General features: G+C 67.9%; 20 protein-coding genes. 13 read left to right on the forward strand and 7 right to left on the reverse strand.

Going from position 1 to position 24060, the window contains the following annotated elements:
* Nucleotides 1-98: 98 nt before the first annotated feature.
* From FBZ87_RS23710 to FBZ87_RS23720, 3 genes are all read right to left on the reverse strand, one after another.
* On the reverse strand, nucleotides 99-599 hold the full coding sequence (locus tag FBZ87_RS23710; protein ID WP_145613054.1) for a GNAT family N-acetyltransferase: 501 nt from the start codon (nucleotides 597-599) through the stop codon (nucleotides 99-101).
* A complete protein-coding gene (locus tag FBZ87_RS23715; protein ID WP_211107141.1) occupies nucleotides 596-2047 on the reverse strand; it encodes an alpha/beta hydrolase family protein in 1452 nt (483 codons plus the stop codon). The genes FBZ87_RS23710 and FBZ87_RS23715 overlap by 4 nt, the downstream gene beginning before the upstream one ends.
* Nucleotides 2048-2183: 136 nt before the next feature.
* On the reverse strand, nucleotides 2184-2684 hold the full coding sequence (locus FBZ87_RS23720) for a hypothetical protein (protein WP_145613055.1): 501 nt from the start codon (nucleotides 2682-2684) through the stop codon (nucleotides 2184-2186).
* Nucleotides 2685-2900: 216 nt separating this feature from the next.
* Between FBZ87_RS23720 and FBZ87_RS23725 the strand changes: the two genes are divergently transcribed.
* A complete protein-coding gene (locus FBZ87_RS23725; RefSeq protein ID WP_088874227.1) occupies nucleotides 2901-3806 on the forward strand; it encodes a LysR family transcriptional regulator in 906 nt (301 codons plus the stop codon).
* An 88-nt stretch (nucleotides 3807-3894) separates the two neighbouring features.
* On the opposite strand, the gene FBZ87_RS23730 is transcribed toward FBZ87_RS23725, so the two are convergent.
* On the reverse strand, nucleotides 3895-4626 hold the full coding sequence (locus FBZ87_RS23730; RefSeq protein WP_145613056.1) for a tetratricopeptide repeat protein: 732 nt from the start codon (nucleotides 4624-4626) through the stop codon (nucleotides 3895-3897).
* Nucleotides 4627-4818: 192 nt separating this feature from the next.
* Between FBZ87_RS23730 and FBZ87_RS23735 the strand changes: the two genes are divergently transcribed.
* From FBZ87_RS23735 to FBZ87_RS23760, 6 genes are all read left to right on the forward strand, one after another.
* Nucleotides 4819-5316, forward strand: coding sequence for a formate dehydrogenase subunit gamma (locus FBZ87_RS23735; protein ID WP_145613057.1), 498 nt, complete (start codon nucleotides 4819-4821; stop codon nucleotides 5314-5316).
* A complete protein-coding gene (locus FBZ87_RS23740; protein ID WP_145613058.1) occupies nucleotides 5313-6884 on the forward strand; it encodes a formate dehydrogenase beta subunit in 1572 nt (523 codons plus the stop codon). Before FBZ87_RS23735 ends, FBZ87_RS23740 begins: the two co-directional genes overlap by 4 nt.
* Nucleotides 6885-6898: 14 nt before the next feature.
* A complete protein-coding gene (gene fdhF, locus FBZ87_RS23745; protein WP_145613059.1) occupies nucleotides 6899-9760 on the forward strand; it encodes a formate dehydrogenase subunit alpha in 2862 nt (953 codons plus the stop codon).
* Nucleotides 9757-10647, forward strand: coding sequence for a formate dehydrogenase accessory sulfurtransferase FdhD (fdhD, locus tag FBZ87_RS23750; RefSeq protein ID WP_145613060.1), 891 nt, complete (start codon nucleotides 9757-9759; stop codon nucleotides 10645-10647). Before fdhF ends, fdhD begins: the two co-directional genes overlap by 4 nt.
* Nucleotides 10637-10852, forward strand: coding sequence for a formate dehydrogenase subunit delta (locus FBZ87_RS23755; RefSeq protein ID WP_040846996.1), 216 nt, complete (start codon nucleotides 10637-10639; stop codon nucleotides 10850-10852). Before fdhD ends, FBZ87_RS23755 begins: the two co-directional genes overlap by 11 nt.
* A gap of 102 nt (nucleotides 10853-10954) precedes the next feature.
* Nucleotides 10955-12607, forward strand: a complete 1653-nt coding sequence (locus FBZ87_RS23760) for an OFA family MFS transporter (RefSeq protein WP_145613061.1) — start codon at nucleotides 10955-10957, stop codon at nucleotides 12605-12607.
* Nucleotides 12608-12796: 189 nt separating this feature from the next.
* On the opposite strand, the gene FBZ87_RS23765 is transcribed toward FBZ87_RS23760, so the two are convergent.
* Nucleotides 12797-13579 (reverse strand): 3-hydroxybutyrate dehydrogenase, encoded by a 783-nt coding sequence (locus tag FBZ87_RS23765; protein WP_145613062.1) that lies wholly within the window; start codon nucleotides 13577-13579, stop codon nucleotides 12797-12799.
* A gap of 338 nt (nucleotides 13580-13917) precedes the next feature.
* On the opposite strand from FBZ87_RS23765, the gene FBZ87_RS23770 reads away from it, so the two are divergent.
* The 3 genes from FBZ87_RS23770 to FBZ87_RS23780 all read left to right on the forward strand — a co-directional run bounded on the left by FBZ87_RS23770 (nucleotide 13918) and on the right by FBZ87_RS23780 (nucleotide 18444).
* Nucleotides 13918-15735: a GGDEF domain-containing protein gene (locus FBZ87_RS23770; protein ID WP_246134559.1), complete on the forward strand. Its 1818-nt coding sequence runs from the start codon at nucleotides 13918-13920 to the stop codon at nucleotides 15733-15735.
* Between the two features lie 146 nt (nucleotides 15736-15881).
* A complete protein-coding gene (locus FBZ87_RS23775; protein ID WP_145613063.1) occupies nucleotides 15882-18002 on the forward strand; it encodes a putative bifunctional diguanylate cyclase/phosphodiesterase in 2121 nt (706 codons plus the stop codon).
* 115 nt (nucleotides 18003-18117) lie between these two features.
* Entirely contained in the window at nucleotides 18118-18444 is a 327-nt protein-coding gene (locus tag FBZ87_RS23780; protein ID WP_040847536.1) for an EthD family reductase, read from the forward strand.
* A gap of 18 nt (nucleotides 18445-18462) precedes the next feature.
* Here FBZ87_RS23780 and FBZ87_RS23785 read toward each other — a convergent pair whose 3' ends face one another.
* Nucleotides 18463-20496: a sensor histidine kinase gene (locus tag FBZ87_RS23785; protein ID WP_186454947.1), complete on the reverse strand. Its 2034-nt coding sequence runs from the start codon at nucleotides 20494-20496 to the stop codon at nucleotides 18463-18465.
* Nucleotides 20497-20618: 122 nt separating this feature from the next.
* Nucleotides 20619-21365 carry a response regulator transcription factor gene (locus FBZ87_RS23790; RefSeq protein ID WP_145613065.1) on the reverse strand — a complete coding sequence of 249 codons (747 nt, stop codon included), beginning with the start codon at nucleotides 21363-21365 and terminating at the stop codon, nucleotides 20619-20621.
* Between the two features lie 341 nt (nucleotides 21366-21706).
* On the opposite strand from FBZ87_RS23790, the gene FBZ87_RS23795 reads away from it, so the two are divergent.
* The 3 genes from FBZ87_RS23795 to FBZ87_RS23805 all read left to right on the forward strand — a co-directional run.
* Nucleotides 21707-21979, forward strand: coding sequence for a hypothetical protein (locus FBZ87_RS23795; RefSeq protein ID WP_145613066.1), 273 nt, complete (start codon nucleotides 21707-21709; stop codon nucleotides 21977-21979).
* Between the two features lie 231 nt (nucleotides 21980-22210).
* Nucleotides 22211-23077: a polyprenyl synthetase family protein gene (locus FBZ87_RS23800; protein ID WP_145613067.1), complete on the forward strand. Its 867-nt coding sequence runs from the start codon at nucleotides 22211-22213 to the stop codon at nucleotides 23075-23077.
* 78 nt (nucleotides 23078-23155) lie between these two features.
* Nucleotides 23156-24060, forward strand: a 905-nt coding sequence (locus FBZ87_RS23805; RefSeq protein WP_246134560.1) for a 1-deoxy-D-xylulose-5-phosphate synthase N-terminal domain-containing protein, incomplete at its 3' end; no start/stop codon positions are given.

Below are 24060 nucleotides of genomic sequence, written 5' to 3' on the forward strand. Positions count from 1 at the left end.
CACGCTAACCGTGTTGCCCCCGAGGCCGGCGCGCATTTTCTCTGAAAGAACAAGCACTAACTGTGCAGGATCTGTGCAGGCTGGGCCTCATTGCGCCCCTACTCGACCGGGCGCCATAACACCTCCCGTGTCGCCGGGTCCACGGTGATGATCTGGCGCTCCAGTGTCGCGCGCAAGGCCGGTCCCATGCGCTCTTCCGGCATGGGCGTATAACCGTGGCGGCGGAACCAGGGACCGTTCCAAGGCGGCGCCCGGAAGGTGGTCAGCGTCAGTGCCTCGGTCTCCAAGGCGCGGGCGTGGCCCAATGCCTGGGCCAGCAGGGCGGCCCCGATGCCCTGGCCGCCGGCCTCGGGCATCACCGAAATATTGGCGATGTAAAGCTGCCCATCCTGCGGCTGCAGCAGGATGAAGCCGGCGGCTACTCCCGCATGGTCGGCCACCCACACCGTGCCTGCCGCCAGGCGTTCGAGCGCGATGGGAGGGCGGCCGGCAACGAAGGCCAAGCCCGGCCAAGCGGCATAGCGGCGGCGGGCGGCGGCCTCCAGCGCTTGCAGGGCGGGCAGCTCATCGGCTTCGGGCGTGCGCAGCGTCACGCTCACGGCTTTGCCGGCCCGCTGTGCGCCACCACCCAGTCGTTGATCAGGTCCAGGGCCACGGGCGCGATCGTTTCAGGGATGCGGGCATATTCGGTGGGGGCGCCGGTGTCGGCGGTCTGGAACATGTGGTTCAGGCCGGGCACCTCGCGCACTTCGGCCTTGGGATCGTCGGCCAATGCGGAACGCAGGGCCGGCAGGTTCTCGGCGGCTGAGACCTGCAGGTCCTTGGACCCCACCAGGGCCAGAACGGGCAGGCGCAGGGTGCGCAGCGCGGGGGCGGGGTCGTAGGTCAGGAACCAGCGGTACCAGGGCTTGGTCACCGCCTCGATCACCGCTTCGGACGTGGCGATGCGGTTGTCGCCGCCCATCATGCCGCCCTGCAGCAGGATGCGCAGGCGGGCGCGGGCGCGCTCCGGGTCCGGTTCGTCCTTCACGATGGCGTATTCGCGGCGATCCATGTCCACCAGGCGCTCGGCCCCGGATGCCCCCACGCCGGTGGCGCCGGCGATCAGGCGCTTCTGGCTCAGCAGGATGGTCTCCCCATCCACCCCTGGGCCGGCCATCAGCACCAGCCAGGCGATGTCGCGGTCGCGGCTGGCCACCATGGGGGCGATCAGCCCGCCCTCGCTGTGGCCTATAAGGCCGATGCGGCGCGGGTCGATGTCGGCGCGGCCGCGCAAATAGGCGATGCCGGCGGCGGCGTCGGTGGCGAAGTCGGGCGTGGTGGCGGCATCGAAATCACCGGTGGATTGGCCCACGCCCCGGTCGTCCACCCGCAGCACGGCGATGCCGCGCCGGGTCAGCGCGTCGGCCAGCACCAGGAAGGGCTTGTGGCCCTCGATGGTCTCATCGCGGTCCTGGGGGCCGGATCCGGTGATCAACAGCGCGGCCGGAAACGGGCCCTTGCCCGGCGGCAGGGTCAGGGTGCCGGCCAGCCGGACGCCGGATGCGGCCGGGTTGTCGTAGGCCACGCTGACCGCGCGGTAGGGGAAGGGCGGCCGGGGCACCTGGGGCCGCGCCTGCTCCGCCTGGATCTGCGCCGTGGTCAGGCGGGTCAGGACCAGCGGGCGGGACTGGTGGGCCTGCCGCCAGGTGCCGGTCAGGGTCTGCCCGTTGGCCGACAGCGTGCCGGTGTAGCCGCCCAGCACGGCCGGGATGTCGAAGGTGACGGCGTCGCCCTCACGGCTGATGCTGGGGATGGGCAGGCCCAGCACCTGCTGGTCGACGCTGTCCAGCGTACCGGCCAGGGCGGGGGTGCCATCGCCAGGGCCGGGGGCGGCGGTCACATGGAACTCCAGCCGCAGGCGGGTGAGGCCCGTGTCCAGCGTGCCCCGCCAGTCGCCGGTCAGGGCGGCGGCGGGTGCCGTCGTCGCCTGGGATGGCGGCGGTGGCGCCCCGGCGGCGCCAAGCGGGGGGCCGCCGGCGCAGGCGGCCCACATCAGCACCGTCATCCGCATCCAAGCCCGCCGTCGCACCGTCCAGAGCCCTTTGCCAACTGGTCGTCCCGACATAAGCGTGGGGTCGACGGGTGTCGCTGTCCAGGGGGCAAGAGGTGGTGTGGCGGTGGGACGGGCTCAGCCGCAAGGGTCAGGCGACGGCGGCGGCGCGCCGGATACTGGGATGGAAACGGCGGGTCGCCAGGATGCCGGCCACCACGAACAACAGCAGCAGAACGCCTTCCGCGGCGCCGAAGGGCGGCTCGCTGCCCGTGGGGGCCAGCGCGTGCAGGGCAGGCACCTTCAGGAAGGATTGGGCCACGGCGACGAAGGCTAGCAGGAAGACGCTGGCGGTCAGGCTGGCGGCATATATCCACCGCCAGGCCCCGCGCAGGCCGAAGGCGTAAAGCGCGGCGATGGCCATGGCCAGGATCAGCAGCGACAACGCCCCCACGCCATGCGAGGGCAGGAAGCCGCTGAAGGGGAAGCCGAAGCCGGTGAGGTCGGTCAGGACGGCCGCCGCCAGGTAGACGGCGGTCAGCGCCGGCGGCACCCGGCTGCCGAACAGGCCGTTGAGCAGGAGCAGTCCTGCCGCCAAGGCCAGCAGACTGAGATCGGTATGGAAGCCCACATAGCTGGTCGGATCGAACATGGCTTGCTCCCCTTGGTCGAAAGGGCGGTTCCCTGCCGCCCGTCGCCAATCTGCCACCCTCCGGCATGTGCGGTCTTGTATCGGCGGACCCTCTTCATTGATCATGCGCCGGATGCGGGGCGCCGGGAGCGGGGCCCCTGAGCCTAATAAACAGGCTGCGGGCGGGATGCGGTCAACAGGGTCGCGCCCCGTTCTCGGGAGAGGGCGCCGCACGGCATGATCGACAAGCTGGAATTCTTCATCGCGCTGGCCCGGGAACAGCATTTCGGCCGTGCGGCGGAGGCCTGCGGCGTCACCCAGCCCACCCTGTCGGCCGGCCTGAAACAGCTGGAGGACCAGCTGGGCGTGCTGCTGGTCAACCGCGGCGCGCGCTACATGGGCCTGACGCAGGAGGGAGAGCGGGTGCTGGACTGGGCCCGCCGCATCGTGGGTGACGCCCGCGCCATGCGGCAGGAGGTGCGGGCCTTGCGCCACGGCCTCAGCGGCCACCTGCGCATCGCCGTCATCCCGACGGCGCTGGCCATGGTGCCCATCCTGACCACGCCCTATCGCGAGCGGCACCCGGGCGTGAAGTTCACCGTGCTGTCGCGCACCTCCATCGAGATCCTGCATCTCCTGGAAGGGTTGGAGATCGACGCCGGCCTCACCTACCTGGACAACGAGCCCCTGGGGCGGGTGCGCACCGTACCCCTGTACCGGGAGCAGTACCGCCTGCTGATCTCCCGCGACAGCCCGCTGGGCGCCCGCGCCCAGGTCAGCTGGGCCGAGGTGGGGGAGATACCGTTGTGCCTGCTGACGCCGGACATGCAGAACCGGCGCATCATCGACCGGCTGCTGGCCATCGCCGGCGCCACCTCGGCGCCGACCTTGGAATCCAATTCCATGATCGTGCTGTTCTCGCACGTGCGCACGGGCAAGTGGGCCAGCATCATGCCCGAGGTGCTGACCACGGCCTTCAACTTTCCGGAAGAGATCCGGGCCATCCCCATCGTCGACCCGGCGGCGGTGCATGACATCGGTCTGGTGGTGCCCTATCGCGATCCCATGACGCCCCTGACCGCCGCCTTGGTGGCCGAGGCCAAGAAGGTGGCCCGCACCTTTGGCGAGCCCATGGCTCCCTGACGGCCGCCCCCGGATCGCAAAAAGAAACCCCCGGGGACGGTGGCCGCTCCGGGGGTCTCTGACCTCGCGCCCAGCGCTCGGGCGGTACTCAGTTCGACGCCACCAGCTTCTGGCGGACGTCGGCCAGCAGGGCGCGGGCCTCGGCGCGGCGGCCGGCGTCCCACACAGGCTGGGTCACCGACACCGGCGCCTCCAGGGCGTGGGCCAGCACCTTGGCCGAGCGCTCGTACTCACCCTGCTGCGACAGGAACTCACCATAGAAGTAGTTGGATTCCAGCCCATTGGGGCTCAGCGCGACGCCGCGCTCCAGATACTTGCGCGCCTTGCTGTCGCTGCCGAAGCCGATGGGGAAGCCTGGCATCAGGTAGTAGAGCGAACCCAGGTTCACGGCCGACGCGCCGTCCAGGGCGGTGGGGTCGATCTTGTCGGCCTGCTCGAACAGGTCGCGGGCCCTGCGCACCAGCTCCAGCGAGCCGGCGTTCTGCTCATAACCCGCGATGCTGCCCAGGATCAGGGCGGTGCTGATCATCGGCTCGGCCCGGCCCGGGTAGCGGGTCTGCAGGTCGGTGGCGCGCACCAGCAGATCCCGCATCTTCAGGGCCTGGGCCTTGTCGTCGTGCATCTGGTACTTGATAACCGACCAGTCGCGCAGCAGCTGCGTCACGTCCTGCGTCATCGCCGGATCGGTGGCCTGGGGGGCCGCCGGGGCCGCCGCCGTCACCGCCGCCGGGCTGTCGACCGAGGCGGCCTGCACCGCGATCGGGGCCACCAGCATGAGGCTCAGCAAGGTTGAGGTCGCAACAAAAATACGCGCACGCATGATCCACGTCCCAGTGACGGGCGTCCTATTTGGGCGTCCTATGTGATTTCGAGGTGCCGCGGGCGGGCATGTGCGGGCCGGGCGGCGTGATAGAAGTTTTCTATCGCAACATGGAACGGCTGCGTTGATTAAGTTCCGGCGATAGCCAACTTCTAATGACAGGGAGATTGCCTGAGAAGTGAGGCCGCTGCTGTGACGTCTGCCACAACAAGTACCCCGTGGGACCGTGAAAAGGCCGCTGAAGTCATTGCGGCGCACCAAAATCTTGAAGGGCCAGCATTGCCGATACTGCATGCCTTGCAGGAGACCTTCGGCCATGTGCCCGAGGATGCGGTGCCCTTGCTTGCGGACGCGCTGAACCTTTCGCGCGCCGATGTTCACGGAATTGTAAGCTTTTACCACGACTTTAGGGAGGCACCCGCCGGCCGCCACGTGGTGAAGTTGTGCCGGGCCGAGGCCTGCCAGTCCATGGGCGGCCATACCTTGGCGGAAAGCCTGCTGCGCCGCCTGGGCCTGGACTGGGGCGGCACCACCGGCGACGGCCAGGTGACGATTGAGCCTGTCTATTGCCTGGGATTGTGCGCCTGCGCCCCGGCGGCCCTGATCGACGGCCGCCCCCTGGGCCGCCTGAACCGCGAACGCCTGGACGCCGCCGTGAACGAGGCCCGCAACGATTGGTCGACGCCATGACCACCCGCATCTTCATCCCCCGCGACGTGGCCGCCCTGGCGGTGGGCGCCGACGAGGTCGCGCGCGCCGTGGCGGCGCAGGCCGCCGCCCTGAGCACCGCCGTCACCATCGTGCGCACCGGTTCGCGCGGCCTGTTCTGGCTGGAACCGATGGTGGAGGTGGAAACACCCCTGGGCCGCATCGCCTACGGCCCGGTGCAGGCCGGCGACGTTGCCGCCCTGTTCGCCGCCGGCTGGCTGACCGGCGCCACGCACCCCCTGCGCGTCGGCCGGCCGGAGGACCATCCCTTCCTGGCCCGCCAGACGCGGCTGACCTTCGCCCGCTGCGGCATCGTCGATCCCCTGTCGGTGGAGGATTACAAGGCCGCCGGCGGCTATCGCGGTTTGGCCAAGGCCATCGAGGTGGGCGGTGCCGCGACGGTGGAGGCGGTGACCAAGTCCGGCCTGCGCGGTCGCGGCGGCGCCGGCTTCCCCACCGGCATCAAGTGGAAGACGGTGCGCGACGCGGTCGCCGACCAGAAGTACATCGTCTGCAACGCGGACGAGGGCGACAGCGGCACCTTCGCCGACCGCATGATCCTGGAGGGCGACCCCTTCTGCCTGATCGAGGGTATGACCATCGCCGGTTTGGCGGTGGGCGCCACGCGAGGCTACATCTACTCTCGCTCGGAATACCCGCACGCCAACGCCACCATGCGGGCGGCGCTGGATATCGCACGCGCCGCCGGCCTGCTGGGCCGCGACATCCTGGGCTCCGGCCTGGAGTTCCACCTGGAACTGCGCGTGGGCGCCGGCGCCTATGTCTGTGGCGAGGAAACGGCGCTGCTGGAAAGCCTGGAGGGCAAGCGCGGCGTGGTGCGGGCCAAGCCGCCGCTGCCGGCGCTGAAGGGCCTGTTCGGCCGCCCCACCGTGGTCAACAACCTGCTCTCCCTGGCCACCATTCCCGTCATCCTGGATTTGGGCGCGCAATACTACGCCGACTTCGGCATGGGCCGGTCGCGCGGCACCATGCCCATCCAATTGGCCGGCAACGTCCTGCATGGCGGCCTGTTCGAGACGGCCTTCGGCCTGACCTTGGGTGAGATCGTGATGGAGGTGGGCGGCGGCACCGCCAGCCGCCGACCGGTCCGCGCGGTGCAGGCGGGCGGGCCCCTGGGCGCCTACCTGCCGCCCAGCCAGTTCGACACCCCTTATGATTATGAAGCCTTCGCCGCGCGCGACGCCCTGATCGGCCACGGCGGCCTGGTGGTGTTCGACGACACGGTGGACATGGCGCACATGGCGCGCTTCGCCATGGAATTCTGCGCCGAGGAATCCTGCGGCAAGTGCACGCCCTGCCGCATCGGTTCCACCCGGGGGGCCGAGGTGGTGGACCGCATCCTGGCGGGCCGGGACGTGGCGGCCAACATCGCGCTGCTGGAAGACCTGTGCAACACCATGAAGTTCGGCTCGCTGTGCGCGCTGGGGGGCTTCACGCCCTATCCGGTGCTGAGCGCTATTCGCCATTTCCCCGAGGATTTCCATACACGCAATTCCCCTGGCCGGCGCCTGCCGGCTGCGGCAGAGTGAAGGAGGGTCCGGCCATGGGCTTGGTTCCTGAGATCGACTACGGCACCCCGCATCCCCGCGGCCTGAAGGGCGACACCGACGCCAAGATGGTCACGCTGACCATCGACGGCGAGACGGTGACGGTGGCGGAGGGCACCTCCATCATGCGCGCCGCCATGGACAGTGGCGTCACCATCCCCAAGCTGTGCGCCACCGACACGCTGGACGCCTTCGGCTCCTGCCGGCTGTGCCTGGTGGAAATCCAGGGCCGGGCGGGCACGCCCGCCTCCTGCACCACGCCGGTGGCCCCGGGCATGGTGGTGTCCACGCAGACGGAACGGCTGAAGCGGCTGCGCAAGGGGGTGATGGAGCTGTACATCTCCGATCACCCGCTGGACTGCCTGACCTGTGCCGCCAACGGCGACTGTGAGCTGCAGGACATGGCCGGTGCTGTGGGCCTGCGCGAGGTGCGCTATGGCATGGAGGGGGCCAACCACCTGGGCCAAGCCAAGGACACCTCCAACCCCTATTTCACCTTCGACCCGTCGAAGTGCATCGTCTGCTCCCGCTGCGTGCGGGCCTGCCAGGAGGTACAGGGCACCTTCGCGCTGACCATTCAGGACCGGGGTTTCGCCAGCAAGGTCTCGGCCGGCATGGACGAGGATTTCATGGACAGCGAGTGCGTCAGCTGCGGCGCCTGCGTCCAGGCCTGTCCCACGGCCACGCTGATGGAAAAGTCGGTCATCGAGATCGGCCAGCCGGAGCATTCCGTCGTCACCACCTGCGCCTATTGCGGCGTGGGCTGCAGCTTCAAGGCGGAGATGCGCGGGACCGAGCTGGTGCGCATGGTCCCCTACAAGGACGGCGCCGCCAACCGCGGCCATTCCTGCGTGAAGGGCCGCTTCGCCTGGGGTTACGCCACCCACCGCGAACGCATCCTGAAGCCCATGATCCGGTCCAAGATCACCGACCCGTGGCGCGAGGTGTCGTGGGAAGAGGCCATCAGCTACACGGCCTCGGAATTCAAGCGCATACAGGAGAAATACGGCCGCGCTTCGGTCGGCGGCATCACTTCCTCCCGCTGCACCAATGAGGAGACGTACCTGGTGCAGAAGCTGGTGCGCGCCGGCTTCGGCAACAACAACGTCGACACCTGCGCCCGCGTCTGCCACTCCCCCACCGGCTACGGCCTGGGCACGGCCTACGGCACCTCCGCCGGTACCCAGGACTTCGATAGTGTCGAGGATACCGATGTCGTCATGGTCATCGGGGCCAATCCCACCGATGGCCATCCGGTGTTTGGCTCCCGCCTGAAGAAGCGGCTGCGCCAGGGTGCCAAGCTGATCGTCGTCGATCCACGCCGCATCGACCTGGTGAAGACCCCGCACGTGAAGGCGGCCCACCACCTGCCGCTGCGACCCGGCACCAACGTCGCCGTGGTCACCGCCATCGCCCACGTCATCGTCACCGAGGGCCTGGTGAATGAGGCCTTCGTGCGCGAGCGCTGCGATTGGGACGAGTTCCAGGACTGGGCGGCCTTCGTCGCCGAGGAGCGGCACAGCCCCGAGGCCATCGCCGACTACACCGGCGTGCCGGCGGCCGAGCTGCGCGCCGCTGCCCGCCTCTACGCCACCGGCGGCAACGCCGCCATCTACTACGGCCTGGGCGTGACGGAGCACAGCCAGGGCTCCACCACCGTCATGGCCATCGCCAACCTGGCCATGGCCACGGGCAACCTGGGCCGGCGCGGCGTGGGCGTGAACCCGCTGCGCGGCCAGAACAACGTCCAGGGCAGCTGCGACATGGGCTCTTTTCCCCATGAGCTGCCGGGCTATCGTCATGTCCACGACGACGCCACCCGCGCCATCTTCGAGGACATGTGGGGCGTGACCCTGGAGAGGGAGCCGGGCCTGCGCATTCCCAACATGCTGGACGCGGCCGTCGACGGCACCTTCAAGGGCCTGTACGTCCAGGGTGAGGATATCGTGCAGTCCGACCCCGACACCCACCATGTCACCCACGGCCTTGAGTCTATGGAATGCGTGGTGGTGCAGGACCTGTTCCTGAACGAGACGGCGAACTACGCCCACGTCTTCCTGCCGGGCTCCACCTTCCTGGAGAAGGACGGTACCTTCACCAACGCCGAACGGCGCATCAACCGCGTGCGCCGGGTGATGCCCCCGCGCAACGGCTACGCCGACTGGGAAATCACCCAGCTGTTGTCCAACGCCCTGGGCTATCCCATGAGCTACAGCCACCCGGCGGAGATCATGGCGGAGATCGCGGCCACCACCCCCGGCTTCCGCAACGTGACCTACGAAATGCTGGACGAACGCGGCTCCGTCCAGTGGCCGTGCAACGACGACGCGCCCGAAGGCACGCCCATCATGCACATCAACGGCTTCGCCCGCGGCAAGGGCAAGTTCGTGCTGACGGAATACATCCCCACGGATGAACGCACGGGCGCCCGCTTCCCCCTGCTGCTGACCACCGGCCGCATCCTCAGCCAGTACAATGTCGGCGCGCAAACCCGGCGCACGGCCAACAGCGAATGGCACAAGGAGGACAGGCTGGAAATCCACCCGCACGACGCGGAGAACCGTGGCGTGCGTGACGGCGACTGGGTAAAGCTGCAAAGCCGCGCGGGTGAAACCACGCTGCGCGCCCTGATCACCGACCGGGTGTCGCCCGGCGTGGTCTACACCACTTTCCACCACCCCATGACCCAGGCCAACGTGATCACCACCGACTATTCCGACTGGGCCACCAACTGCCCCGAATACAAGGTGACGGCGGTGCAGGTCAGCCCCAGCAACGGCCCGTCCGACTGGCAGGAGAAGTACAAGACCCACAGCGACCTCAGCCGCCGCATCGTCGGCACGGATGCCGCTGAATGACGGACCGGGTGACGCCGGTGCCGCAAGCCTTGCCGGATGCCAGCCGCCCGGTGACCCGGGTGGCCTGGCGCGATGGCGTTCCCCTGGACGGGGACCGGGTGGTGGCGGAGGAGACGGCGGTGGCCATCAGCTACGACAGCGCGGCCTATGCTGTGCTGATGGCGACCCCGCGCGACCTGGAAGACTTCGCCCTGGGCTTCAGCGTGACCGAGGGCATCATCACCGGCCGCGCGGACATCGCCGACCTGGACCTGGTGGTGGTGCCGGAAGGGGTGAACGTCCGCCTATGGCTGGCCAAGACCCCGGGAGAGGCGCTGGAGCGCCGTCGCCGCCGCTTGGCCGGCCCCATGGGCTGCGGCCTCTGCGGCCTGGAAAGCCTGGCGGAGGCGACACGGGCCCTGCCGGTGGTGCCGCCGGGCTTCACCATCGATACGACCCAGGTCGCCGCCGCGCGCGACGACCTGGCCAACCATCAGCCGCTGTTCGAGGAGACGCGGGCCGTCCACGCCGCCGGCTTCTGGCTCGCCGGTTCAGAAGGCCAGCCCGGCCGCATGGTGGCGGTGCGCGAGGACGTGGGCCGCCACAACGCGCTGGACAAGCTGGCGGGCGCCCTGATCCGGGGCGGCGTCGACGCCGCAGCCGGCCTGGTGGTGATGAGCAGCCGGGTGTCCGTGGAACTGGTGCAGAAGGCGGCGGCCATGGGCGTGCCGGTGCTGGTGGCGGTTTCCGCCCCCTCTGCACTTGCCATCCGGACAGCCGAGGCCGCCGGCATCACGCTGGTGGCGGTGGCCCGGCGCGACGGGTTCGAGGTGTTCACCCATGCCGGCCGGATCGTGCCGGGCGGCGGGGCGGAAGCGAAGCAAGGGAATACACGGCATGTCGCCTGACAAGCTGGTCTACATGGCCAATCAAATCGGCAAATTCTTCACCTCCCAGCCGGGCGACAAGGCGGCGGCCGGCATCGCCAACCACATCGCCAAGTTCTGGGAACCCCGGATGCGCCAGGCGATCCAGGCGCATGTGGCCCAGGGCGGCGGTGGATTGGACCCAGAGGTGCTGAAGGCGGTGGAAAGTTTGCCCAAAGTAAATTAGACTATCTGTGTAGAATAAAAACAGTACGCGAGGAAACCGGTGGCGCCACTGGCGGGGCGGCCACCTGCTTTTTACTGTCCATAAATAAAGCGGGAGACGTCAATGAGTGTGGCAACTTCGGGCCGCACGGGTGGAAGCTCGTCCGGCTCGATCCTGGATCGCGAAAGGATAGTCGCGAAGGCGGGTTTTAACCGGTGGCTGGTACCGCCGGCGGCGCTTGCCATCCATCTCTGCATCGGTATGGCCTATGGTTTCAGCGTCTTCTGGCTGCCGCTGTCCAAGACCTTGGCCGGTACGGACGAGGCGGCGTGCAAGAGCATCTCTCTAATTGCAGAGCTTACAACCACCACATGCAATTGGCAGGTCTCCGACCTGACCCTGATGTATACCCTTTTCTTCGTTGTTTTAGGCTCGGCAGCGGCGGTCTGGGGAGGCTGGCTGGAACGGGTGGGTCCCCGGCGCGCCGGTGTCGTCGCTGCTTTCTGCTGGTGTGGCGGCATGGTGGTGTCGGCGGTGGGCATCATGGTCCACCAGCTCTGGTTGCTGTGGCTGGGCGGCATCGTCGGCGGCGTGGGCCTGGGGCTGGGCTACATCTCACCCGTCTCCACCCTCATCAAATGGTTTCCCGACCGGCGCGGCATGGCCACCGGCATGGCCATCATGGGCTTCGGCGGCGGCGCCATGATCGGGTCGCCCCTGGCCAACATCCTGATCAATCAGTTCAAGAGTTCCGATAGCGCGGGCGTGTGGCAGACCTTTCTGGCGATGGCCGCCATCTATTTCGTCTTCATGATGGCCGGCGCTTTCGGCTATCGCGTCCCGCCCGCCGGCTGGCGGCCGGATGGCTGGACGCCGCCGGCGGCGGCGCAGCGGGCCATGATCACCCATGGACATGTTCACCTGGACAACGCGCACAAGACGCCGCAGTTCTGGCTGATCTGGGCGGTGCTGTGCCTGAACGTCAGCGCTGGTATCGGTGTCATCGGCATGGCCTCGCCCATGCTGCAGGAAATCTTCGCCGGCAAGCTGATCGGCCATCCCGAGTTGGGCTTCGATCAGTTGGACCCGGGACAGAAGACGGCCATCGCCACCATCGGCGCGGCTTTCACCGGCTTGATCTCGCTGTTCAACATCGGTGGCCGCTTCTTCTGGGCCTCCATGTCGGACAAGCTGGGCCGCAAGATGACCTATTGCGTCTTCTTCGTCCTGGGCCTGGTGCTGTACGCGGCGGCGCCCAGCCTAGCTCGCGCCGGCAGCGTAGCGCTGTTTGTGCTGGCCATCGGCGTCATCCTGTCCATGTACGGCGGCGGCTTCGCCACTGTGCCGGCCTATCTCGCCGACATCTTCGGCACCCAGTTTGTGGGCGCCATCCATGGACGTCTGCTAACCGCTTGGTCGGTGGCGGGTGTCGCCGGGCCGTTCGTCGTAACCCGCATCCGCGACGCTGAACTGGCGCTGAAGGTGCCGAAGGATCACGTCTATGACGTCACCTTCTATGTCCTCGCCGTGTTCCTGATCATCGGCCTGCTGTGCAACCTGGCCATCAAGCAGCTGGCGGCCAAATGGTTCATGAGTGATGCGCAGGTGGCGGCCTTGCAGGCCAAGACCGCCAACGCCAACGCTACCGGCGGTTCCTTCGGCATCGGTCGGGGCGGCCTGAACGGCCCGGCCCTGCTGGCCTGGCTGGCGGTGGGCCTGCCCATCCTGTGGGGCGTGTGGACGACCCTGCAGAAGGCGGCTCCCCTGTTCAATTGATGCTCTGCAAAGTGAAGGGGCGGCAACAGTAGGCACCGCCCCTTTTCTTTACCCGGCCTCTACGTCCTTAGCCCGCGACTGCGGGCGCCGGAGATGTCCGGGCAGCGCAGCGGACTGGAAATCGAGGATGGCAAGGGCCCGGATGGGCCCGCCCGCAGTGCATCCTAAGGACTCAGGGCATCCCAAAAATTACTGCGCGGTCCAGCCGCCATCCATGGGCAGGGGCACGCCGGTCATCTGGGCGGCGGCGTCGGTGCAGAGGAAGGCGGCCAGTTCGCCCAGCTCTTCCGGCGTGGTGAACTTCTTGGACGGCTGCTTTTCCGACAGCAGCTTCAGCTCGGCATCCTTTTCGCTGATGCCGTCCTTGGCCGCCATGTCCTTGATCTGCTTTTCCACCAGCGGCGTCAGCACCCAGCCGGGGCAGATGGCGTTGGCGGTGATGTCGATCTCGGCCGTTTCCAGGGCCGCCACCTTGGTCAGGCCGACGACGCCGTGCTTGGCCGCGACATAGGCCGCCTTGTGCGGGCTGGCCACCAGGCCATGGGCGGAGGCGATGTTGATCAGCCGGCCCCAGCCCTGCTTCTTCATGTAGGGCAGGGCGTAGTGCATGCCCCAGAACACGCCGGACAGGTTGATGGCGATGATGGCGTTCCACTTGTCCTCGGGGAAATCCTCGATGGCCGCCGTGTACTGGATGCCGGCGTTGCTGACCAGCACGTCGATGGACCCGAAGGTTTCCACCGTGGTGTCGATCATCTCCTTGATGGAGGACGGCTTGGAGATGTCGGCGGCGTTGTAGGCGGCGCGCACGCCGAACTCGCCTTCCAGGCCGCTGCGGATCTTCTCGATCTCCGCCGCGTCGCCGAAGCCGTTCAGCATGATGTTGGCGCCCTTGGAGGCCAGGACGCGGGCGATGCCCAGGCCGATTCCGCTGGTGGAACCGGTGACGACGGCGGATTTACCCTTCAGCATGACTACCCCTATAAGTTGAGGATGTTCGGTGAATCTCGATTCCGTTGGCATCGCGCGGCCGACCATGGCGACCGCACCCTGTGCCTGGTATGCCGCCTTGATATAAGGCCATGTGTGCGCCGCCGAAAGCCCCGCCCACGGCCTAAGCCGTTGTCATAGGCCGATTGCCGCCGGAATCTACAAATCACGGCATCCGGTTCTGGTGCACCGGCGTCCTGGCATGCGGCGTCCGCGCATCAACGGTTGCCGGGTCATCACATAACTGTCACCGTCTACGGATATTACTGAAGAACACACTCTTTATTGCGGCCTGAAGGTCCGATCCCTCCTTGATCTTGATGCCTGAAGAGCGAGAGACCGGCATCCCCCGGCAGGGAACCCAGGGGCGTCCGGCCGCCGGATCGTCAGCGCCGCCCCCCGTCGTCCCGCCGGCGGGGGAGGGGGGCGCCGTCGCCTTGCCGGCCCGCTGGCGCGACGTTGTGGCGCACCTGCATCCCGTCTTCCAACCCATCGTGCAGATGCGAACGGCGCGCGTGCATGGGCATGAGGCCCTGCTGCGCGGCTGGGAGGCTGCGGGCTTTGCCAGTCTGGCGGCCCTGTTCCAGGCGGCCGCTGACGAGGGCGCGCTGCCGGCCTTGGAAGCGCACGTCCAGGCCGCCGCCGTGGCCGCCTTCCTGGCGGCCGGCGGCACGGCCGAGGTGCGCCTGTTCCTGAACATCCATCCCCTGGCCCAGGGTCAGGTGCCGCCCCCGCCGCAGGGCGAACAGGTGCACCTGGTCTATGAGACGACGGGCACGGGGCCCGTTCCCACCCGTGCCGGCCGTGACGGTGGCGACCGGCGGGGCCGTGTCGACATCGCCTTCGATCGCTTCGGCGTGGGTGTCGCGGATTTCCAGCGCCTGCTGGCCAGCCCGCCCAGCTATGTGAAGATCGATCGCGCCTTCATCAGCGGCGTGGACGGCGACCAGGCGAAGCGCGCCTTGCTGGGCCAGCTGGTCGGCAGCGCACACGCCCTGGGCCTGGCCACCATCGCCGTGGGCGTGGAAACCTCGCGTGAATTCTATGTCTGCCGGGATCTGGGCTGCGACCATGCCCAAGGCTTTCTGCTGGGCCGCCCCGGCGGTAGCCTGTTGGCCGAGGCCAGCGAGATCGCCGAGTCCCTGACCCGCAGCGACCGTCGCCGCCCGTCGGATGCCCGCCAGCGCCTGTTTGAGCTGATCGAACGCATCGCGCCCCTGCCGCTGGAGGCGCCCAAGGCCAAGCTGCTGGAGTATTTCGGCAACCTGGCCGCCCCACCGGTGGTGCCGGTGGTGGACCGGGCGGGCGTGCCGCGCGGCCTGATTCGCGAACGCCACCTGAAGCCCTTCGTCTATTCGCGCTACGGCACGGAAATCCTGCGCAACCGCGCCTTCGGCAACACGCTGAAGGATTTCGTCATCCCCTGCCCGGTCTGCGACATTGGGACGCCCCTGGAACGCGTGATCGAGCTGTTCGCCGAGGCGGCGGACAGCGACGGCGTCATCATCGTCGAGGGCGGCGAGTATGTCGGCTTCCTCAGCAGCCAGTCGCTGGTGCGCCTGCTGCACGAACACCGCCTGGCCACGGCGGTGGACCAGAACCCGCTGACACGCCTGCCCGGCAACAATGCGATCACGGCTCAGGTGGAGGCGCTGGTGGCGGATGGCGAGCGGGATCATGTGCTGGTCTACCTGGACTTCGACAACTTCAAGCCGTTCAACGACTATTTCGGCTTCCGCCAGGGCGATCGCGCCATCCTGATGTTCAGTGAGCAGTTGAAGGTCCAGGCTTCCGCCCTCGGCGGGTTCGCCGGCCACATCGGCGGTGATGACTTCTTCCTCTCGTGCAGCGGCCTGACCGCCGACCGGATGCGGGAACGGCTGGTGGCCTTCCTGGGCCGCTTCCGCTCCGACGCCGAAAGCCTCTACGACGTGGAAACCCGCGAACGCGGGTGGTTCGAGGCGAAGGACCGCGAGGGGCGCGTGCGGCGCTACCCCTTGCTGCGGGTCAGCGCCGTCATGGTGCAGCTTGTGGCGGGCGCGGCCCGTCCGGGTCTGGAAACACTTGTGGAACTGATCGCCGTCCATAAAACTGCGGCGAAGGCGGCGCCAGACAACCTGTTCCTGGTGGCAGGATGACGGATGCGGTCGTCAGCCGGCCGGTCCCGGATGTTTTGGGGCGCCGGCCGGAACATAAGACATTTGGGGCGCTATTCTCCTTGGTCAGGTACTCTTTCCACCACTCGGCGGGTGATCCGGCCGGCCCCGGCGGGGCTGCGGCAGGCATGGGCGGCGCTCCGACGGATGGCGCCGACACCCCTGACGATTCGCTGGCTGGGGTTCCCCCGGGCGGTGCGCCGGTCGATGGCGGGAGCGACGACGACGCCCGCGTGGCCGGCTCCCGTTTCCATTGGTCGTTCTGGTCCTCCCTGTCGTTCAAGGAAGGCGTGCGTGGCGCCCTGGCCGCCCTGCTGATCGGTTTCGCCTTTTCCGCGGTGGAGATCGGCTGGGCCGCCAGCCGTGAGCGTGAAAAGGTCCTGACCATCATCGATGACATCGCCGCCCAGGTCGAGGGCAGCGCCGCCATTGCCGCGTGGAACCTGGATGCCCAGCTGGCCAACCAGGTCATCATGGACAACCTGAAGCTCCACGCCGTTTCCGGCGTGGAAATCCTGCTGAAGGATAATGAGCGGCTGGCCGGTGTGCGGCGCAAGCCGGCGCAGGACGGCTGGCTTACGGGGCCGCTGTCGCGCCTGGTGTTCGGCGACCTGTCCACCATCCGCCGCCCCTTGCGCCAGCCCAATAGCCCCAATGGCGAGATCATCGGCGAACTGCGCCTGGATCTGGACCCCGTGGTGCTGGCCCGCGACCTGCTGATCCTGGCGGGCACCGGCCTGGTCAGCGGCGTGCTGCGCAACCTGCTGCTGGGCCTGGCGCTGGTGGCGGTGCTGCACCGCTACGTGACCCGGCCGCTGTTCGGCCTGGGCCGGTCCATTTCCCGCATTGATCCCGACCGGCCCATGGAAACGGCCCTTCCGCTGCCCGCGGGGCACGAGCGGGATGAGTTGGGCTACATCGCCGCGCGCACCAATGAACTGCTGGCCCGCCTGGCCTCCAGTCAGGAGGCGCAGCGCCGCATGGCCACGCGCGACCTGCTGACCGGCCTGCCCAACCGCGTGCTGCTGACGGAGGAACTGGGCCGTTCCCTGCCCAAGGCGGAGCGCGCGGGCTATCACGTCGCCGTCTTCCACCTGGATCTGGATCGGTTCAAGACCGTCAACGAAAGCTATGGCCTGGATGTGGGCGACCGCGTGCTGCGCGAGGTGGGCGCCCGCTTGACCAGCGTGCTGCGCGCCGGCGACAGCGTGGCGCGCCTGGGCGCCGACGAATTCGCCGTGGTGGCCGAGGACATCGCCCAGCCGGAGATGGCGGCCCGCCTGGCGGAACGCATCCTGGACACCCTGGCCGCCCCCTATGCCGTCGACGGCCATTCCGTGGCGCTGACCGCCAGCGTGGGCATGGCGCTGTTCCCCGGCGACGGGCGCGACCCCGAGCCGCTGCTGCGCGGCGCCGACGTCGCCATGTGCACGGCCAAGGCGGCCGGCGGCGGGCGTTACCGCTTCTTCGCGCGGGAGATGATGGACCGGGCCGTGGCCCGCCTGCACAACGAGACGGCGCTGCGCCGCGCCATCGAGGAAAACCAGTTCGTCCTCTACTACCAGCCCAAGCTGGAGACGCTGACCCGCAAGCTCAGCGGGGTGGAGGCGCTGCTGCGCTGGCAGAAGCCGGACCGGCTGGTCATGCCGGGCGATTTCATTCCGCTTGCGGAAGAAACCGGATTGATCGTGCCTATCGGCGCCTGGGTGCTGCGCACGGCCTGCGAACAGGCGGCACGCTGGCTGGCGGCGGGGCACACCGTGCCCGTCTCCGTCAACGTCTCCGCCCGCCAGTTGCAGGAGGCGGGGCTGGTCGATCTGGTGGCGGACTGCCTGGCCAAGTCCTATCTGCCGCCCGAGCTGCTGAACATTGAGATCACCGAGACCAGCATGATGCGCGACCTGGACCACAGCGAGGCGCTGCTGGCGCGCCTGCGCGACCTGGGTGTGGGAATCAGCGTCGACGATTTCGGCACCGGCTATTCGTCGCTGGCCTACCTGCGCCGCCTGCCGGTGACAGCGCTGAAGCTGGACCGCTCCTTCGTGAACGACATCCCCGCCGAAACCGCCATCGCCACGGCTGTGCTGGACCTGTCGCGCAGCTTCGGCCTCAAGACTGTGGCCGAGGGCGTGGAGACGGAAGAGCAATGGCATTGGCTGGCCCAGCAGGGCTGCGCCGAGGTCCAGGGCTTCCTGTTCGCCCGGCCCATGCCGGTGGATCTGGTGGAGCGCGACTTCCTGCAGGGCTAAGCCCTGCACCGAAGAAAGATGAAGTGGCCATACAACCATAGGACAATACGCCGGCTTCTGCGGCCGGCGTACCTTGGCGCATCCTCATAGCCTGAACCAAAGCCAGGACGACGCCATGATCAAAGTCAGCGTGCTGTACGCCAACGAACCCGGCGCCCGCTTCGACCATGATTACTACAGGGACCGCCACATGCCGCTGGTCCAGGAAAAGCTGGGCGCCGCCTGCCTGTTCTACACGGTGGACAAGGGCCTGACCGGTGCCCCGCCCAGCGAAGCGCCGGCTTATGTCGCCATGTGCCACATCTTTGCCGAGTCCGCCGACAGTTTCTGGGCCGCCTTCGGGCCCGTGGCCGAGGAGATCGTGGCCGACATCGCCAACTACACCACCCTGTCGCCGACCATCCAGGTGAGCGAGGTGGTGGTGGGCGCCGGCCGCGGCTGACCTCCGGCCCCCTCGGCCCTATCCCCGGGGCAGCGGGGCGTTCGCCAGTTCCACCACCAGGCAGCAGCCGTCCAGGCGGGTGTGGTCGTAAAAGGCGCGTCCGTCGTGCAGTTCCGCGATGCGCCGCACCAGGTAGAGGCCGACGCCGATGCCGGGCACACGCTCAGCTGAGGACAGGCGCACGAACTTGCCGAAGATGCGCTCCCGGTCGGCGGGTGGCACGCCGGCGCCGGCGTCGATCACCCGCACGGTGCTGCGCGTGGCCGTCTGGGCCAGTTCCACCCGGATAGGCTGGCCGGGGGGCCCGTACTTGGCAGCATTTTCCAACAGGTTGAGGATGGATGTCTTGAGAAGGGCGGGGTCGCCCTGAATCTCGTTCGGCACCATGCCCTCCAACCGCACCGCCTGCTCGGGGTGCGAGGCGCGCAGGGACCGGACGGCCTCGGCCACCACTTCTTCCAGGATCAGCGGCTGGGTTTCCAGGTGCAGCCCAGGCGACCGGTCGGTCTCACGGCGCAGGCCGACCTCGATGATCTCCACCAGGCGGTCCACGGCCCGGCCCATGCGCTTCAGCAGGTCATGGCCTTTGGCGCCCTCCGCCAAGGCGGCGGAGCCTTTGATCTGCAGGATGTCGATGCCGGTGCGGATGATGGACACCGGCGTGCGGTATTCGTGCGACACCATGTCAATGAACTGGATCTGTTCGCGCACCGCCTGGCGCTCGGCGGCCAGGGCCTCCTCCAGGCTCTCCTTGGCGGCCGACAGCTCCCGGGTGCGCAGCGCCACCATGTCCAGGGCCCGCTGCTCGGCATGGACAGAGGCCGACAACGCTGCCGCCTGCGCCTCCTTCCGTTCCTTTTCCGACCGGCGCACGCGCGACGCGATGGCGATGTTCATCAGGATCATGTGCACCAGCGACGCCGCCTGCGACGCGGCTTCGGTCAGGCTGATCTCGGGGATCACGCCCAGGGTGCGCATGAAGCCCATCAGGGCCGCCATGCAGGCGGAGCCGAAGGCCAGGCTGTACATCAAGGCGCCGGGATGCCCCCGCCGCGCCAGCCAGATGGCGCTGCCGATATAGATGAACATATAGGCCGACGTGACCGTGGCCAGCGTGGCGCCAGCCATCGTGTAATAGCCGGCGACGGTGGCGACGATACCCAGGGCGCCCAGGATGATGGGGATGCGGTTCAGCAGGCTGATCAGCGGCAGGGTGCGCCGCAGGTTCAGGAACTCCTCCGTCAGCAGGGCGCCGGCCAGGATGCCGCCGCAGACGCTGGTGCCGGTGATGAGGTTGGCCAGCTTGGGCGCGGGCCCGGGAAGGATTTGCGCCAGCGCGCCGAAAGACCCGAACGCCAGTCCGATCAGGCTGATCAGGTATAGGGCGTAGTAGAAGTAAACCCGCTCTTGCAGCCAATAACTATGGATGAGGTTGGAGATCAGCACCGCCACCGCCATGCCCAGCACGAAGCCCAACCAGATGGACTGTACGCTTACATGGTTCATCAGCGGGATCAGGCGATAGATTTGGCCGCTGAGGATGGTGGCGCTGGTGGTGTGGACATGGACATAAATCCAGGCCTGGCCGGCGCCGTCGAACACCAGCGGCTGGGTGAAGCTGCGGAAGCGCAGCATGCGGTTGGCCGTGGGCTCGCTGTCGCCCTGCACCGTCCTGGCATAGGCCTCGGCTGGCGGCGGCGGCGCGTCGGCGGCCGTGTAGGCGACGTTGGTTTCCACCGTGTCGAGGAAGCTGGGCAGCAGTTCCAGGTACCAGGTGTCGTTGCTCCCTGGGGCTCGTGCGACGCGCATCCTGACCCAGGTGTCGGTCAGGGTGAAGCCGCGGTTGAGATTGCCCGGCAAGGGCTGGAAGCGCCGGCTCGCCTCGCCAGCCGTCACATCGGCCAGGGTCAGCGACCCGTCAGGATCGACCAGGAATTCGAGGTGGCCGGCAATGGGCAGCGTCCGCGTTTCGGCCCCCAGGCGCAGAGGCGGCGCCGTCCAGCCGTCGGGGCCCGCTCCGGCCCATGCGGGCGGCACGCACAGCAGGGCCAAGGCGACAATGCACAGCCATAGCCACCCACCCTGAGGCCATCCGCCCCAAGGCCATCCGCTGGGTCGCCGCCGGGTGGGCGCTACGAAGGGCGGGGCGGTGGCGGTCATGGTGCGGTGGGGGACTACAGCTGCTTGATGGGGGCGGAGAACAGGTAACCCTTGGCATGGACGGTCTGGATAGGAAAGGCCTCACCCACCGCGGCCTCGATTTTCCGGCGCAGGCGGCTGACCAGGGCGTCCAGACCCCGGCTGCCTTGCACCGTGTTGGCGTAGTCCAGCGTTTCCAGCAGGGCGGTGCGGTCCACCGCCCGGCCCGGGTCCTGGGTCAGGGCCACCACCAGGTCGAATTCCTTGGCGGTCAGACGTACGGGCAGGCCGCGCGGCGACAGGACGGACCAGCGCGCACTGTCCAGCACCCAGGGCTCACTGGAGGATGGGGCATGCAGGCTGGGAAGATCGTTGACATCCGGCCCGGCGGCCAGGCGGCGCGCCAGGTTGGTGGCGGCGATGGCCAGCTCCCGGCAATCCACCGGCTTCACGAAGTACAGGTCGGCGCCGCTGGTGAAGCCTTTCAGCCTATCGTCCACCCGCGACCGGGCCGTCAGGATGATCAGGCCCATGTTCGTGTTGGAGCGCAGGAAACTGGCAATGGCGTAGCCATCCTGGTCGGGCAGGCCGATGTCCAGGATGACGATGTCCGCCGGTTCCTTGGCGATCTGCTGGTACAACTCCAGCCCCGAGCCCGCCGTGGTGACCGCCAGGCCTTGGCTGCTCAGGCAGTGGGCCAGTAATTCCCGAAGGTCCACATCGTCTTCCACCAAAACCACGCGCGGGGCGACGACTCCAACGCTCGCATCCAGGTCTGCCATAGAAAATCTTTTCTATTAAAAGGTTTTAGCGATGGTTCGGTTACAAATTTTTTGGGCCATGTCCCCAGATCGGCCCTGCCGCTGGAACTATTCTGATGCGCATTCTAATTTTTCATTAATTTTATAGCAATACGATGCGTGCCGCCTCGATTCCTGGCGGGTATGTGCGCCATCACCTGCGGATTTCAGCTCCCGGTGGCATGAAGGGCGTTGCCGCCGACGGCCCGGTTGTTTACGCTCTTCCCTTCACGAAAAAGGTCGCCGGCCTGGATGGGACGGCGCCAAAAGAACCAGTCCGCCGGCCGCGCCGGTGCCAAGGCTGGATCATCGGGGTGTCATCGATGGGTCAGGCGAAGCAATGGACGCTGCTGCGCGCCGCCGAGCAATGCTATCGCGTTGCCGCCAGCGTGCCCTCGGGTCCTGAGCGGGACCTGTGGATCCGCCGGGGCGGCATGCTGGAGGCGGATAGCGTGGCCGCCCTGCTGACCGGTCCTTGGCCTGAGCGCTGGCCGGCTCGGACTGTGGCGGATGATTTGCCTTATGATGAGGCCGCCGAGTCTCCATCGGTTTCGTCTGTGTCGGCCGACACCGCCAAGCCCAGTCTGGTCGAATAATTTCCCGGGACCATCGCCGGCGTGTTCATTCCTGACCAACCTCTTGTTACGTGCGACGCAACGGCGCCCTGCGGTCGCCAGTAATTGACACTGGCAGATGGCTGGCAGAGTGTGCCCAGCTTATACGACGCGTCATCATCTTCGAGGTTTCTTCAAGTGACCGGCCTAGTTTCTTCCGCCGCACCCTCTTCCTCGGGCCGTTACCCCTCGGGTCGTGAATTGCTGGAGGCCATGGGCCTCGCATCGCGCCAGACCGAACAGCGCATGGAAGCGCTGCTGCCCACCCCCGCCCGCTACATCGGCCGGGTGCAGGAAGCCGCCCGCTACGCCGTGTTCGCCGGCGGCAAGCGTTTGCGCCCCTTCCTGGTGAAGTCGTCGTCCGCCCTGTTCGGCGTGTCCGAGGACAACTGGCTGCAGGCCGCCGCGGCGGTGGAGATGGTGCACACCTACAGCCTGGTGCACGACGACCTGCCCTGCATGGATGACGACACCCTGCGCCGGGGCAAGCCCACCACCCATGTCCAGTTCGATGAGGCGACGGCCCTGCTGGCCGGTGACGCGCTGCTGACCCTGGCGTTCGAGGTGCTGTCCCAGCCGGCCGCCCACGCCGATCCGGCGGTGCGCTGTGCCCTGATCGCCAAGCTGGCCCAGGCAGGCGGCACGTTGGGTATGATCGGCGGCCAGATGATGGACATGGAAGCGCCGAATTCCGATTTCGGCTACGACGAAATCCTGACCCTGCAGAAGCTGAAGACGGGCGCGCTGTTCGAATTCTGCTGCGAGGCCGGGCCCATCCTGGGCGGCGCCAGCGAAGCGGAACGCGCCCTGCTGCGTGACTACGCCGCGGATTTCGGCCTTGTCTTCCAGATCTCCGACGATCTTATTGACGCCACCGGCGACGCCGGCAAGGCGGGCAAGACCGTCGGCAAGGATGAGGCCCAGGGCAAGGCGACCCTGATCTCCTTGCTGGGCCTGGACGCGGCCCGTGCCAAGGTGGTGGAACTGGCCGAGCAAGCGGCGGCCCGTCTGGATGGTTTCGGTCCGGCGGCGGATTCGTTGCGCGGCCTGCCCTTTATGCTTATCGACCGAGAGTCGTGATTTATCACGATCTGTGCAAAAGTGTTTGTCTGTCACCGGCCCGTAAGAGGTCGGTTAGAATTATTTGGGAGCCGATGAATGGCGACGAAGACCCCGTTGTTGGACCAGTGTCCGACGCCTGAGCGCCTGCGCGCGCTGCGCCCTGAGCAGCTGCGGCAGGTGGCGGACGAGCTGCGGTCCGAGACCATCGACGCGGTGTCGGTGACGGGCGGGCACTTGGGTGCCGGCCTGGGTGTTGTGGAACTGACGGTGGCGCTGCACTACGTGTTCGACACGCCGGCGGACCGCATCATCTGGGACGTTGGGCACCAGGCCTACCCGCACAAGATCCTGACCGGGCGTCGCGAGCGCATCCGCACCCTGCGGCAGGGCGGCGGGCTGTCTGGCTTCACCCGGCGGTCGGAGAGCGAGTACGACCCGTTCGGTGCGGCGCACAGCTCCACCTCCATCTCGGCCGGGCTGGGCATGGCGGTGGCGCGCGACCTGGCGGGCGGGAACAACCACGTCATCGCCGTGATCGGCGACGGGTCCATCTCCGCCGGCATGGCGTATGAGGCCATGAACAACGCTGGTGCCCTGGGCTCGCGCCTGGTGGTGATCCTGAACGACAACGACATGTCGATCGCCCCGCCGGTGGGTGCCGTGTCGGGCTACCTGGCCAAGCTGGTCAGCAGCAGCCAGTACCGCAACCTGCGGGACATCGGCCGCCAGGTGGCGGAACACCTGCCCCGTCCGCTGCAGAACGCGGCGCGGCGGGTTGAGGAATACGCCCGCGGCATGGTCATGGGCGGGACGCTGTTCGAGGAGTTGGGCTTCTACTACGTGGGCCCCATCGACGGGCACGACCTGGACCAGCTGGTGCCCATCCTGGAGAACATCCGGGACGAGCCGAACGGCCGCCCGGTGCTGATCCACGCGGTGACGCAGAAGGGCAAGGGCTACGCCCCGGCCGAGGCCTCGGCCGACAAGCTGCACGCGGTGGG

This window comes from Nitrospirillum amazonense, assembly GCF_007828035.1.
Lineage (GTDB): Bacteria > Pseudomonadota > Alphaproteobacteria > Azospirillales > Azospirillaceae > Nitrospirillum > Nitrospirillum amazonense.